This window comes from Actinomycetota bacterium (assembly GCA_016700055.1).
Classification (GTDB): domain Bacteria; phylum Actinomycetota; class Acidimicrobiia; order Acidimicrobiales; family Ilumatobacteraceae; genus Kalu-18.
Genome location: CP064997.1, coordinates 1,243,408 through 1,256,108 on the forward strand (window position 1 = coordinate 1,243,408; position 12,701 = coordinate 1,256,108).

Annotated in this window: 12 protein-coding genes; 5 read left to right on the forward strand and 7 right to left on the reverse strand. The window is 70.2% G+C overall.

All coding sequences use genetic code 11. From position 1 onward, the window contains the following. Nucleotides 1–15 precede the first annotated feature (15 nt). Nucleotides 16–186, reverse strand: a complete 171-nt coding sequence (gene tatA, locus IPM43_05935; GenBank protein ID QQS25900.1) for a twin-arginine translocase TatA/TatE family subunit — start codon at nt 184–186, stop codon at nt 16–18. Nucleotides 187–239: 53 nt separating this feature from the next. On the opposite strand from tatA, the gene IPM43_05940 reads away from it, so the two are divergent. After that, nucleotides 240–1,055: a glutamate formiminotransferase gene (locus tag IPM43_05940; protein ID QQS25901.1), complete on the forward strand. Its 816-nt coding sequence runs from the start codon at nt 240–242 to the stop codon at nt 1,053–1,055. A gap of 17 nt (nt 1,056–1,072) precedes the next feature. Here IPM43_05940 and IPM43_05945 read toward each other — a convergent pair whose 3' ends face one another. Then, complete coding sequence (locus IPM43_05945) at nt 1,073–1,363, reverse strand: WhiB family transcriptional regulator (protein QQS25902.1); 291 nt, start codon at nt 1,361–1,363, stop codon at nt 1,073–1,075. 251 nt (nt 1,364–1,614) lie between these two features. Here IPM43_05945 and IPM43_05950 point away from each other — a divergent pair, with 251 nt between their 5' ends. The 3 genes from IPM43_05950 to IPM43_05960 are packed head-to-tail and all read left to right on the forward strand — an operon-like array spanning nt 1,615 to nt 5,407. Further along, nucleotides 1,615–3,771 (forward strand): hypothetical protein, encoded by a 2,157-nt coding sequence (locus IPM43_05950; protein QQS25903.1) that lies wholly within the window; start codon nt 1,615–1,617, stop codon nt 3,769–3,771. A 32-nt stretch (nt 3,772–3,803) separates the two neighbouring features. Next, nucleotides 3,804–4,541, forward strand: coding sequence for a purine-nucleoside phosphorylase (locus IPM43_05955; protein ID QQS25904.1), 738 nt, complete (start codon nt 3,804–3,806; stop codon nt 4,539–4,541). Then, nucleotides 4,538–5,407, forward strand: a complete 870-nt coding sequence (locus IPM43_05960; protein ID QQS25905.1) for a hypothetical protein — start codon at nt 4,538–4,540, stop codon at nt 5,405–5,407. The genes IPM43_05955 and IPM43_05960 overlap by 4 nt, the downstream gene beginning before the upstream one ends. A 9-nt stretch (nt 5,408–5,416) precedes the next feature. Here the strand turns inward: IPM43_05960 and IPM43_05965 are convergent, their stop codons facing one another. The 4 genes from IPM43_05965 to purH all read right to left on the reverse strand — a co-directional run bounded on the left by IPM43_05965 (nt 5,417) and on the right by purH (nt 11,014). After that, complete coding sequence (locus IPM43_05965; GenBank protein ID QQS25906.1) at nt 5,417–6,406, reverse strand: malate dehydrogenase; 990 nt, start codon at nt 6,404–6,406, stop codon at nt 5,417–5,419. A gap of 74 nt (nt 6,407–6,480) precedes the next feature. After that, nucleotides 6,481–8,523, reverse strand: a complete 2,043-nt coding sequence (locus IPM43_05970) for an acyltransferase (protein QQS25907.1) — start codon at nt 8,521–8,523, stop codon at nt 6,481–6,483. A gap of 38 nt (nt 8,524–8,561) precedes the next feature. Beyond that, the gene (gene metF / locus IPM43_05975) at nt 8,562–9,425 is read right to left on the reverse strand and encodes a methylenetetrahydrofolate reductase [NAD(P)H] (protein ID QQS25908.1); all 864 of its coding nucleotides are present in this window, start codon (nt 9,423–9,425) and stop codon (nt 8,562–8,564) included. Nucleotides 9,426–9,496: 71 nt separating this feature from the next. After that, nucleotides 9,497–11,014, reverse strand: coding sequence for a bifunctional phosphoribosylaminoimidazolecarboxamide formyltransferase/IMP cyclohydrolase (purH, locus tag IPM43_05980; GenBank protein ID QQS25909.1), 1,518 nt, complete (start codon nt 11,012–11,014; stop codon nt 9,497–9,499). A 122-nt stretch (nt 11,015–11,136) separates the two neighbouring features. Between purH and IPM43_05985 the strand changes: the two genes are divergently transcribed. Then, entirely contained in the window at nt 11,137–11,670 is a 534-nt protein-coding gene (locus IPM43_05985) for a hypothetical protein (protein ID QQS25910.1), read from the forward strand. Nucleotides 11,671–11,801: 131 nt separating this feature from the next. On the opposite strand, the gene sucD is transcribed toward IPM43_05985, so the two are convergent. Then, nucleotides 11,802–12,701 carry a succinate--CoA ligase subunit alpha gene (gene sucD / locus IPM43_05990; GenBank protein ID QQS25911.1) on the reverse strand — a complete coding sequence of 300 codons (900 nt, stop codon included), beginning with the start codon at nt 12,699–12,701 and terminating at the stop codon, nt 11,802–11,804.

Consider the following 12,701-nt stretch of genomic DNA (forward strand, 5'->3'; position numbering starts at 1 on the left):
CCGAGAACTGAAGGGTCAGCTGGAGGATTTCTCGTCCTCGGAACCCTCGGCGATGCCCTTCTTGAACTCCTTTTGGGCCTGACCGAGGTTGCGCGCCAGCTTCGGGATCTGTGAGCCGCCGAAGAGCACGAGGACCACGACGAGGATGATGATCCACTCGGGGCCGTCGAAGATACCTGCGATCATTGTGGTCACGGTACCACCGCCCGCGACCGTTGGCCCGGCTGGGGAGGCCCCGAGTGCTGGAGTGCGTCGTCAACGTGAGCGAGGGACGCCGACACGGCCTCGTCGCCGCGCTCGCCGAACAGGTCGCCGACGACCTGCTCGACGTCCACGCCGATCCCCATCACAACCGCAGCGTCTTCACCCTCGTCGGCTCCAGCGCCGCGCGGATGCTGACCCGCGCCGCTGTCGGGCAGATCGATCTCCGCGTCCACTCGGGCGTACACCCCCGGCTCGGGGCGGTCGACGTGGTGCCGTTCGTCCCGCTTCGGGGTTCGACGATGGCCGATGCCGTCGCCTCGCGCGACGCCTTCGCCGCCTGGGCGGGTGAGGAGCTCGGGGTGCCGTGCTTCCTCTACGGCCCGCATCGTTCCTTGCCCGACGTGCGTCGACGCGCGTTCCACGACCTGGCACCCGACACCGGCCCGCAGCAGCCCCACCCGAGTGCGGGCGCGATCTGCGTCGGGGCGCGGCCGCTGCTGGTGGCTTACAACGTCTGGTTGGCTGCCGGTGTCACCATCGAAGAGGCCCGGCGTGCGGCGGCCGCCGTGCGCAGCGACGCCGTGCGAGCGCTCGGCCTGGTCGTCGGCGATCGGCTGCAGGTGAGCATGAACCTGATCGACCCCCTGGTCGGGGCCGGCCCCGCCGAGGCATTCGACGCGGTCGCGAACCAGGTGGACGTGGATGGCGCCGAACTGGTCGGGCTGATCCCCGAAGCCGCGCTGAGACGCATCCCCGCCACCCGCTTCGCCGAGCTCGACGTCGGTCCGGAGCGCACCATCGAGCATCGCCTGGCGGTTCTCGCCGGCCGGCTCGGCACGATGAAGGGCTGAGGACCGCCCGAGCTCGCTCAGGCGGTCGCGGTGCGGCGCGCCGCCTGGGCGCGCTGGCGGCGCAGTCGGCGCCGTTCGCGTTCGGAGAGCCCACCCCAGATGCCGAACTTCTCCCCGTTGGCGAGCGCGTACTCCAAGCAGTCGAGTCGCACGACGCAGCCGCGGCATACCTCTTTAGCCTCACGCGTGGATGCCCCGCGTTCGGGGAAGAACAGGTCGGGGTCGACGCCGAGGCAGTTCGCCTCGTCTTGCCAGGTCCGTTCGTCGTGGTCGTTCATGGTCGGTGTTCGCCCTCGCTTTCCGAGCATTTGCGTCGGGCTGGCGACCCATCCGCACGCCTCGTCGACCCGAGCGAACTCGGAGCCCCCCAGACGAACGGCGTGGCAGCCGTGTAGTTACAGTGGTGCAATTCTCCCCTACCACAAGGTGGTCGCGCAAGGGGGGATTTCACAAGCTTCTGACAAGCGGTGGAAGAAGGCCCGGAGAGGTCGCCCGCGCCGACACCCGCCGGGTAACTTCGCCCCGTCGCCCGTGGGGGCGGCCGGGGGAGGGAACGATCATGGGCGGTCGCAGATTCGGGCTGGTTCTCGCCGCAGTGCTCGTCGTCGGAGCATGCTCGGGCGACGACGGAGCGAGCAGCGACACCGACGCTCCCGGCACCGGGGTGGAGACGACCCCCGACACCGCGCCGGACACGACCGTCGACACCGAAGCGACGACGACCAGCTCCGCGCCACCGGTCACCGAGGCGCCGGCGACGCCGGCCGACGAGGAGACGCTGGCGGCGATACAAGCCGCGCTCGACGCCGGCTCGGCAGAGACGTGTGACCCGCTCGACACCGCCCGCTGCTACCTGCCTTACCCGTCCAACGCGGCCACCGTCGAGGACCCGTCGTCGAACACCGGCAGGCGCGTGTCGTTCGACTCGGCGGGACTTCCGGCGAACACCGACGGCGTCCACGTCGACGCCGCCGAGTGGAACCGCAACGACGGCTTCAGCCCCAACTCCACCCTGCTCACGCTCGTCCCCGGGTTGGACCCCGTCGCCTCCGAGCTGCCGCCGTGGACGGACCTTTCGCTGTCGCTCGCCGACGACGCCACGGTGCTGATGGTCGACCTCGACACCGGTGAACGCATCCCCCTCTGGGCCGAGCCCGACGCGAAGGCCGAGTCGCCCGACGAGCAGCTCCTCGTCATCCACCCCGCCATCTCGCTGCCCGAGGGGCACAGCTTCGCCGTCGGTCTGCGCAACCTCGTCGGCACCGACGGCGAGCCGATCGAGGCCGGTGCGGTCTTCCGCGCCTACCGCGACGCCCTGACGACCGAGGTCGAGGTGATCGAGAACCGTCGCCCGGCGATGGAAGCGGCGATCGGCGCCCTGGTCGAGGCGGGCGTGCAGCGCGACGAGCTCGTGCTGGCATGGGACTTCACCGTCGCTTCCACCGAGAACGTGAGCGGGCGCCTGTTGCACATCCGCGACGACGCGCTCGGCGTGCTCGGCGACGAGAGCGCCCCCGCGTTCGCCGTCACCGAGGTGATCGAGGCGCCCGAGGCAGGGCTCGCGCGCGTGGTGAAGGGCACCTACACGGTGCCCAACTACCTCACCGGGGACGGGGCCCCGGGGAACCGGTTCAACTACTCCGCCGACACCGCGAGCGAGCCCGACTCGCTCCCCGTGCAGAACGGCACCGTCGAGGCCCCGTTCATGTGCATCGTGTCGGAGGCGACGATGAACGGCACCGAGCCGGCCCGCCTCGCGCAGTACGGCCACGGTCTGCTCGGCAGCGAGACCGAGGTCGACGCCGGCAACCTCAACGCGTTCTCGAACGAGCACAACATCGTCTTCTGCGCCACGAAGTGGGCGGGCATGAGCGAGGACGACATCGCGAACGCCATCACCAGCCTGCAGGAGTTCTCCAACTTCCCGACCATGGCTGATCGCATGCAGCAAGGCGCGCTGAACCAGATCTTCCTCGGCCGGCTGATGACGAGGGCCGATGGCCTCGTGTCGCACCCGGCATTCCAGCGGGCCGATGCGACACCGATGATCGACACCTCTGCCTACGCGTACGACGGCAACAGCCAGGGCGGGATCATGGGCTTGATGCTCACCGCGGTGTCGCCCGATTTCGAGCGGGCGGTGCTCGGCGTGGTGGGCATGAACTACTCGCTGCTGCTGCCCCGCTCGGTGGACTTCGACGAGTACGAACTGGTGATGGTGCCCGCCTACCCGAGCGCACTCGACCGCACCTTCCTCGTCTCGTTCATCCAGATGCTGTGGGACCGCGGCGAGGGAGCCGGCTACGTGCAGCACGTCGTCAGCGACCCCTACCCAGGTACGCCGGCGAAGGACGTGCTGTTGCACGTCGCGTTCGGCGACTGGCAGGTGACCGAGCTCAGCGCCTACATCGCGGCGCGCACAATGGGCATCCCGGTGCACTATCCGGTCGTGGCCGAGGAGCGCACACCGGACAGGGACCCGGCGTGGGGCATCGACGCCCTCGAGTACCCCACCGACGGCTCGGCACTCGTCGTGTGGGACTCCGGCTCCGACCCGATCCCGCTCGAGAACGAGCCGCCGCGGTCGAGCCGCGATCCCCACGGCGACCCCCGCAACGACGCGAACGTGAGGGTGCAGAAGGAGGCGTTCATGTACGACGGCGAGCTGATCGACGCCTGCGACGCGCTCGCCTGCACCGCCGCCATGCGTGAATGACCCAGCGCTTCGCGCCGCGTACGCTCCGCCCCATGCCCATCCACCTGCGCGCCGAACCCGGCGACTACGCACCGAACGTCCTCTGTCCCGGTGATCCCCGGCGGGCGACGTACATCGCGGAGACCTTCTTCGAGGCTGGCTTCCGCTGCGTCAACACCGAGCGGGGAATGCTCGGTTACACCGGCACGTTCGAGGGCCGGCCGATCAGCGTGCAGACCACCGGCATGGGCTGCCCGTCGAGCGGGATCGTGTTCGAGGAGCTGATCATGCTCGGCGTCACCCGCCTGGTGCGGGTGGGCACATGCGGCGGGCTCGGCGCGGGCATGTCGATGGGCGACACCGTGGTCGGATTGAGCGCATCGTCGGACGACACCACCCCGCTGCGCTACGCCGGCATGGCGGGTTACGCGCCGGCGGCCACCTGGACCCTCGTCGAGGAGGCCGTGCGGTTGAGCCGTGAGGCAGGGGCGACGGTGCACGTCGGGCCGATCGTCACGAGCGGGCTGTTCTACGACCCCGACCAAGAGGCGTTCGCCAGGTGGAAGCGCCTCGGCCACGTCGGTGTCGAGATGGAGGCGGCGATGATGTACACCGTCGCGGCCGTGAAAGGCATCGAGGCATTGGCGATGATGACGGTCTCCGACGTACTCGGCGAGGACGGCGGCAGCACGCGGATCACCGACGAGGAGCTGAAGCAAGGTGTCGACGCGATGATGCGCCTCGGTTGTCGCGTCGCGGTCTCCACCACGGATGACGGGAGGTCACCATGAACTGCCCTCGCTGCGCGAGCCCGAGCGGGCCCGACGACCGCTTCTGCACTGCGTGCGGCATGTCGCTGGAGCAGGTCACCCGACCCGCGGCGCCGATTCCCCAGACGATGCCGGCGCAGACCGTGCCGGCGCAGACCGTGCCGGCGCAGACTGTGCCCGCGCAGACCGTGCCGGCGCAGACTGTGCCCGCGCAGACCGTGCCGGCGCAGACGACGATGTACGTGCCGGCCGGCGGGATGTCGGCGTGGGCCACCCCCAACGGGTCGCTGCCCGCCGTCGCCCGCCTGGTCGCCGGGACACCGCTGCATGTCGTCCAGTCGCAGGGAGGCTGGGCGCACGTACAGGCGGCCAACGGCTGGACGGGCTGGGTCGACGGCCGCTATCTCACGGCGGTCGCACCCGCGGGCGGGTTCGTCCCCGCCAGCGCGACAGCTGCTCGGGCGGCGACGGCGGCCCCCGGCCAGGAGTGGCTGCGCTACCTCGCTGCCGCCGGAGCGGTGCTCGCCGTGCTCGGCGCGCTGCTGCCGTGGATCGACGCGGGCGGAGCTTCGGAGAACGCGTTCGGCACTCCCGCGGCGTTCCTCGTCGACTTCAAGACGACCGCCGGAGACGGCTTCAACGTGGGCTTCGTCGTGCTCGCGCTGGCAGCGGCGACGGCCGCGCTCTCGTTCGTCAAGGAGCCGTGGGCACCGATGGCGGTGCGTGTGGCCGGCATCGTGCTCGCGGCCGTCGGCCTGCTCTTCGTGGTCCAGCTGTTCCGGTTGGCGAGCTTCTTCGACGTCTCGCTGTCCGACCTGATCGGCGTCGGAGCCTTCCTGGTGATCGCCGGCGGCGTCGCCGCCGCGTTCGCTCGGCCGGCTACTTAGCCGGCTCGTTCAGATCAGCCCCAGCTCACGCACCGCGTCGCGCTCTTCGGCGAGCTCGCCCGCCGACGCATCGACCTTGGCGCGGCTGTACTCGTCGAGGTCGAGCCCCTGCACGATCGCGTAGCTGCCGTCACGGCACACGCACGGGAAGCTCGACACCAGGCCCTCGGGCACCCCGTAGCTGCCGTCGCTCGGCACGGCCATCGACACCCAGTCGCCCTCGGGCGTGCCGAGCGCCCACGAGCGGACGTGGTCGATCGCCGCGTTCGCCGCCGAGGCCGCCGACGACGCACCCCGTGCCTCGATCACTGCCGCGCCGCGCTTCGCGACAGTCGGGATGAACGTCGAGTCGACCCACTCGTGGTCGTCCACCTGTTCGTAAGCCGAGCGCCCGTCGACCTCGCAGTGGAACAGGTCGGGGTACTGAGTGGTGGAGTGGTTGCCCCAGATCGTCATCTTCTTCACCGCGCTCACGGGGCGCCCGAGCTTCTTCGCGATCTGCGTCACCGCGCGGTTGTGGTCGAGCCGGGTCATCGCCGTGAACCGCCCCGGATCGAGTTCGGGTGCGTTGTGCATCGCGATCAGCGCGTTCGTGTTGGCCGGGTTCCCGACGACGAGGATCTTCACGTCCTTCTTCGCGCTACGCCCGAGCGCCTGTCCCTGGGGCTGGAAGATGCCGCCGTTCGCGCTGAGCAGATCGCTGCGCTCCATGCCGGCCTTGCGCGGCATCGCGCCGACGAGCAACGCCACGTCGGCGTCACCGAACGCGACGTCGGCGTCGTCGGTGCCGACGATGCCCTGCAGCAGAGGGAAGGCGCAGTCGTCGAGCTCCATCTGCACCCCTTGCAGCGCCTTCAGCGCCGGGGTGATCTCGAGCAGCTGGAGGATCACCGGCGTGTCGGGACCGAGCATGGCTCCGGACGCGATGCGGAACAACAAGCTGTAGCCGATCTGTCCGGCGGCTCCGGTGACGGCGACACGGGTGGGCGAGGAGGTCATGGCGCCGAGCGTAGGCCGACCGACCCGCCGCGCAGAAAGCCCGTCGGCGCCGCCTGCCCCGGTCGCCGGCGGGACTAGAGCCGCCCGATCGCCCGCCAGATCGCGTCGGTGTAGTAGCGCCTTCCCGAGGCGCGCAGGTGGATGCCGTCGTCGGCGAAGCAGTCGTCGATGCAGCCCGCGGACTCCACCTGCCAGTCGAGCACCTTCACGTTCGGCCAGCGACCGGGCAACGCGCGGATGACCGCGTTGTTCGGCTCCGTCCAGCCCCTGTCCACGTCGACCGTCAGCACGAGCACGAGCGGCACGTCGCGCGCCTGGTCGAGCATGGCGTCGAACGTCTCCTGGCTCACCGAGCCGTTCGTCCCGAGGTGGATCACCACCACGTTGCCGAGCAGGCCGTAGGCCTTCATGTCGGCGAGGATCTGGATGGCCGCGCGGCCCTGCCGGCTGACCTCCGCGTTCACCACCGCTCCGCGCTCGGTGAGCGTCGGCGCCGCACCGAGCATCACCGAGTCGCCGACGGCGAAGACGTCGACCGGGGTGAACGCAACCGTGGTGGTCGGCGCCGCAGGGGCCGCCGTCGGCGGCGTCGTCACCCCGGGGGCGGCCGAAGCGGTCACACCTGTCTCGTCGGGATCAGTCGGCGGTGTCGACGCGGTGCTCACGTCCGACGCAGTGCCGGTCGGGTCGCTGCCGTCGGTAGAGGGCAACGTGCTCCCCCCGATCAGGTCGCTGATGTCGACCACCACGTCCTCGCCGGCGTCGAGGCTCGCGGCCACCTCGTTCGGCTTCAGCTCGGCAGTGGCCAGGCTGAAGCCGGCGAACACCGGCAGCACCACGCCGACCCCTGCGACGACGAGCAGCCGGCGCCGGCGCTCGGCCGAGCCGGGGGCGTGCACCCGCAGGCCGCGGAACCAAGCGAGGGTGCGGCCCTGGCGGATCGGGGTCTCGACGAAGCGGTACGAGGCCTCGGTGACGACCGCTGTCGCCAGCATGCAGGCGAGGAACTCGACGAAGGTGAGCTTGACCCCGGCCTCGTGGCGCACGATCTGGTAGATCGGCCAGTGGTAGAGGTACAGCCCGTACGAGCGGGTGCCCGCCCACAGCAGCGGCTTGATGCTGAGCACGCGCCCCATCACCGCGCGGCGGTGGGTGACCGCCGCGATCACCATCAGCGTCGCCACGGCGGTGAGCAGCAGCCCGCCGCGGAACAGCCACAGGTCGGCGTGCGTTCCGTCCTCCCCACCGACCTGCAGGATCGTCAGCTGCCAGGCAAGGAATCCGAGCAGCGCCAGCCCGGCGAGCGCAGCGAGGTCGGCCAGAGGCCCGAGCTTGCGCGCCGGCGAGCGCATGATGGCGATCGGTCGCCACCACAGCGCGAACGCCGAGCCGAGCAGCAGGCCACTCGCCCGGGTGAACGTGCCGAGGTACAAGAAGTCGACCTTGTTGATGCAGCGCCCACCGAGTTGCCAATAGGCGGCAGGGGTATCGGTGCAGGTGCCGATCGGTCCGGTGGGCACCGCGATCGCGGTGAACACCGCGATCGCGAGCGCGGCCACGGCCATCCACAGTCCGGCACGGGGCAGGTTGCGCTGCCCGCGTCGCAGCACGAGCGTCATCACGAGCGGCCAGGCGAGGTAGAACTGCTCCTCGACGGCGAGGCTCCACAGGTGGCGCAGCGGCGCGAATTCGTTGACCGCGGTGTACCCCGCGCCGACGAACACCTGGTACCAGTTCGACACGTAGAAGACGCCCGCGATCACGTCGCCGCGCATCTGCCCGAGCGCGTCGCGTTCGAACAACGACACCCACACCATGAGCGCGACCATCATCGTGAACAGCGCGGGCAGCAGGCGGCGGGCACGCCGCAGCCAGAACTGGCCGAGGCTCACCCGCCGTGACCGCTCGTGCTCGGCGACGAGCAGCAACGTGATCAGGTAGCCACTGATCACGAAGAACACCTCGACCCCGAGGAACCCCCCGTGCAGCCACGAGGAGTTGGCGTGGTAGATCATCACCGCTACCACGGCGAGCGCGCGCATGCCGTCGAGCCCCGGCAGGTAGGGAACCCGACTGATCAGCTCTGGTGCGCGCCGCGGTGGAGCCAGCGTGGCCATCGGGTTCAAGTATCGCCCACGCAGGCCGCGACGAGGGATCAGCGGTGAGCGGGCAGGCCGAGGTTGGCGTAGATCTCGCGGGTCGCCGTCGAGCGGTTCAACGTGTAGAAGTGCAGCCCCGGCGCGCCGGCGTCGAGCAGGCGAGCGCAGAGCTCGGTGGCCACCTCGACCCCTATCCGACGCACCTCGTCGACGTCGTCGGTCTGCTCCAGCCGCTCGGCCAGCCAGGCCGGGAAGGCGGCGCCGGAGAGCTCGGCCATCCGCCGTATCTGGGCCTTGTTCGTGACCGGCATGATCCCGGGCAGCACCGGCTTCTCCACGCCGAGATCGGCGAGCTCGTCGACCAGGCGCACGTAGTGCTCGGGCTCGAAGAAGAACTGGGTGATCGCGAAGTCGGCTCGTCGCAGCTTGGCGGCGAGGTGCCGGCGATCGGTCTCGCGATCGGGGGAGCGGGGGTGCAGTTCGGGATGGGCGGCGACGCCCACGCAGAAGTGGTCGGTGGCGTCGATGTCGTCGATCAGGTCGAGGGCGTAGGTGTAGTCGCTCGGGCCGGCGTCGGCGGGATCACCCGGCGGGTCGCCGCCGAGGGCCAAGATGTTCTCGATGCCCGCTTCGCGGTAGTCGTGCAGGATGTGACGGATCTCGTCGCGGACGTGGGCCTGACAGGTGAGGTGAGCCATCGGCGTGATCGGCGTCTCGTGGCGCACCCACGTCACGACCTCGCGAGTGCGCTGACGGGTGCTGCCCCCGGCGCCGTACGTGACGCTGACGAAGCTCGGCCCGAGCGGCTCGAGTTCGGCGATCGTGCGCCCGAGCGTGAGCTGGGCGGCATCGGTCTTCGGGGGGAAGAACTCGAACGAGAACGTCCTCCCGGCAGCGAGGAGGTCACCGATCCGTGCCATGGGTGCAGCCGAGGCTACCCCACACCTTCGCGATCGGTGTGGGGATCGGTATTGCGATCGGTGCCTCCCGATCAGTGGCGGAAGTGGCGCCGGCCCGTGAACACCATCGCGATGCCGTGCTCGTCGGCGGCCTCGATCACCTCGGCGTCACGCACGCTGCCGCCGGGCTGGATCACCGCGGCGACACCGGCCGCGGCCACCGCGTCGAGGCCGTCGCGGAAGGGGAAGAACGCGTCGCTCGCGCAGACTCCCCCGATCGCCCGAGCATCCGCGCGCTCGACGGCGAGGCGGGCCGAGTCGAGGCGGTTCTGCTGGCCCGCACCGATGCCGAAGGCCTGCCGGTCCTTCGCCAGCACGATCGCGTTCGAAGAGACGGCGGCGCACACCCGCCACGCGAACGCGAGGTCGCGCCACTGTTCCTCGGTCGGCTGCGCGCTGGTGACGACCTGCCAGGTGCTGCGATCCGTGGACACGTGGTCGACCTGCTGCACCAGCAATCCGCCGTCGATCGATCGCATGTCGAGCAGCGCGCCGTAGGGAGCGGGGGCACTGAGCACGCGCAGGTTCTTCTTCGCCGTGAGCACGGCGAGAGCGTCCGCCTCGTAAGCAGGCGCCACGACGACTTCGGTGAACACCGGCGCCAGTGCGTCGGCCAAGGACGCGGTGACGGTGCGGTTGACGGCGACGATGCCCCCGAACGCGCTCACCGGGTCACACGCGTTGGCCAGGCGGTAGGCGTCGGCGACGGGGTCGGCGGGGTCGGCCCCGACCGCCACTCCGCACGGGTTCGCGTGCTTGACGACGACGCACGCCGGTTCGGCGAAATCGTTGACGAGGCGCCACGCGGCCTCGGTGTCGTACAGGTTGAGGTAGCTCAGCTCCTTGCCGCCGTGCTGTGCGGCATCGTCCCACCAGCTCCGCCGGCCGACGGACCGGTAGCGGGCGCCTTGCTGGTGCGGGTTCTCGCCGTAGCGCAGGCTCTGGGCGAGCTCGAGCGACAGGTGCATGCTGGCCGGCAGCACCGGCGCACCGCCGGGCTCCGTGGCATCGAGCCACGCGACGATGGCGGCGTCGTACGCCGCGGTGGTGGCGAAGGCCGCGCGCGCCAATCGGCGACGGGTCTCGTCGGTCAGCGCGCCTTTGGCACCCAACTCGTCGAGCACCACGGGGTACTCCGCCGGGTCGACGACGACGCCGACGTGGGCGTGGTTCTTGGCTGCGGCGCGCACCATCGCCGGACCGCCGATGTCGATCAGCTCGATGCCCGGATCGGTGTGGAAGGGGTACAGGTTGACGACGACCAGCCCGATCGGGTCGATGCCCAGTTCGGCCAGCTCGGCGCAGTGCACCTCGTCGTCGAGGTCGGCGAGGATGCCGCCGTGGACGAACGGGTGCAAGGTGACGACGCGATGCGAGAGGATGGCGGGCAACCCGGTGAGCTCCGCGACGTCGGTCACCGGAACGCCGGCGCCGGCGACCGCCGCCGCCGTGCCGCCACTCGACAGCAGCCGCCAACCGAGCTCGTGCAGCGCGCCCGCGAACTCGACGATGCCGGACTTGTCGTACACGGAGAGCAGCGCGGTGGGCACGAGCCGACCCTAGTTGTGGGCGGGTGACACCACCCCCGGCGAAGCATCGCCTCGACGCTCGTCACTCACGGTGTACGTTGCACCACAGTTCACGGGGCCGCGAGACCGCATGGGAGGACTAAGTGGACTTCTCGAAATTCAAGACATCTACCTGGCTGATGGTCGCGGGTGGAGCGGTGATGCTCATCTTCGGCATGGCTCTCGACTGGGCCAAGCTCGGCGACGCCAGCGGCAACAACGCCTTCGACTACCCGCTCACCGGCGGGCTCGCCTGGCTGCTGATCGTCGCCACCGGAGTCGTCGCCTTCTTGTACGCCGGCGGGGTGATCAAGAAGGGCTCGTTGCCCTGGCCGCTGGTACTGCTCATCGGGGCCTGCCTCGGCGCCCTGCTGATGCTGCTGCGGGTGATCCTCGGCGGTGGAGAAGAAGGCGCTGCCGGGTTCGAGATCGACCTCGACCGTGGCATCGGGATGTACGTCGCCTTCGCCGCCGCCGTCGTGGCTGCGGTCGGCGCGGTGATGAACTTCACCGAGTCGGGTGGCAACCTCGCCGACCTGAAGGACCCCGACAAGCTGAAGAGCGCTTTCGGTGGTGGACCTGGCTCACCGCCGCCTCCGCCTCCGCCCCCGCCGCCGCCGCCGCCGCCCGCTCCCTGAGCGCGGAGCAGTCGCACCGATAGAGCGTCGCGGGCGCGTGAGCGCCCGCGACCAGCTCAATTGACGACTAGCTCAATTGACGACTAGCTCATCTGACGACTAGCTCATCTAACGACTAGCTCGACGGACGACTAGCTCATCGCGGCGACGATCGCCGCCATCAGGTCGCCTGCCTCGGTCGGGTTCTGACCCACCTGCACGCCGGCCGCCGCGAGCGCTTCCATCTTGCCCTGCGCAGTTCCCTTGCCGCCCGAGATGATCGCCCCGGCGTGGCCCATCTTCTTGCCTGCCGGCGCGGTGACCCCGGCGATGTAGGCGCTCATCGGCTTGGTGACGCTCGCCTTCACGAACTCGGCGGCCTCTTCCTCGGCCGACCCGCCGATCTCGCCGATCATGATGATCGCGTCGGTCTCGAGGTCGTTCTGGAACTCGGCGAGGCAGTCGACGAAGCTCGTCCCCGGCACGGGGTCGCCGCCGATCCCGACGCAGGTGCTCACCCCGATACCGCGTTGCTTCAGCTCGTAGAGGGCCTGGTACGTCAGCGTGCCGGAGCGAGACACGATGCCGACGTTCTTCGCGCCCGGTACGGGTGGGAGCGCGATCTCGCCGGCCGTGATGCCGATGTTGCACTTGCCGGGGCTGATGATCCCCGGGCAGTTGGGCCCGAGCAGGCGCGTGCCGGGGTGGTCCCGCACGAGCAGGTTGTAGACCTTGGCCTCGTCCTGCGCGGGGATGCCCTCGGTGATGCACACGACGAACGCGACGCCAGCGGCGGCGGCCTCGAGGATCGCGGCCGGCGCGGCCTTCGGCGGGACCGCGACGAAGCTGGCGTTCGCGCCGGTGGCGGCGACCGCCTCGGCGACGGTGTCGTAGACGGGGATCCCCTCCACGTCTTGGCCGCCCTTGCCCGGCGTGACCCCGGCGACCACCTGGGTGCCGTAGTCCCTGTTGCGCAGACCGTGGTACTTGCCCTGCCCGCCGGTGAGCCCCTGGACGAGGAGCTTGGTGTGCTCGTTCACGAAGATGGCCAT

Bases quoted from the DNA above. Each gene is read 5' to 3' on its own strand.
- tatA (QQS25900.1), bottom strand. From the start codon at position 186: ATGATCGCAGGTATCTTCGACGGCCCCGAGTGGATCATCATCCTCGTC.
- IPM43_05945 (QQS25902.1), bottom strand. From the start codon at position 1,363: ATGCTCGGAAAGCGAGGGCGAACACCGACCATGAACGACCACGACGAA.
- IPM43_05950 (QQS25903.1), top strand. From the start codon at position 1,615: ATGGGCGGTCGCAGATTCGGGCTGGTTCTCGCCGCAGTGCTCGTCGTC.
- IPM43_05955 (QQS25904.1), top strand. From the start codon at position 3,804: ATGCCCATCCACCTGCGCGCCGAACCCGGCGACTACGCACCGAACGTC.
- IPM43_05960 (QQS25905.1), top strand. From the start codon at position 4,538: ATGAACTGCCCTCGCTGCGCGAGCCCGAGCGGGCCCGACGACCGCTTC.
- IPM43_05965 (QQS25906.1), bottom strand. From the start codon at position 6,406: ATGACCTCCTCGCCCACCCGTGTCGCCGTCACCGGAGCCGCCGGACAG.
- IPM43_05970 (QQS25907.1), bottom strand. From the start codon at position 8,523: ATGGCCACGCTGGCTCCACCGCGGCGCGCACCAGAGCTGATCAGTCGG.
- metF (QQS25908.1), bottom strand. From the start codon at position 9,425: ATGGCACGGATCGGTGACCTCCTCGCTGCCGGGAGGACGTTCTCGTTC.
- sucD (QQS25911.1), bottom strand. From the start codon at position 12,701: ATGGCCATCTTCGTGAACGAGCACACCAAGCTCCTCGTCCAGGGGCTC.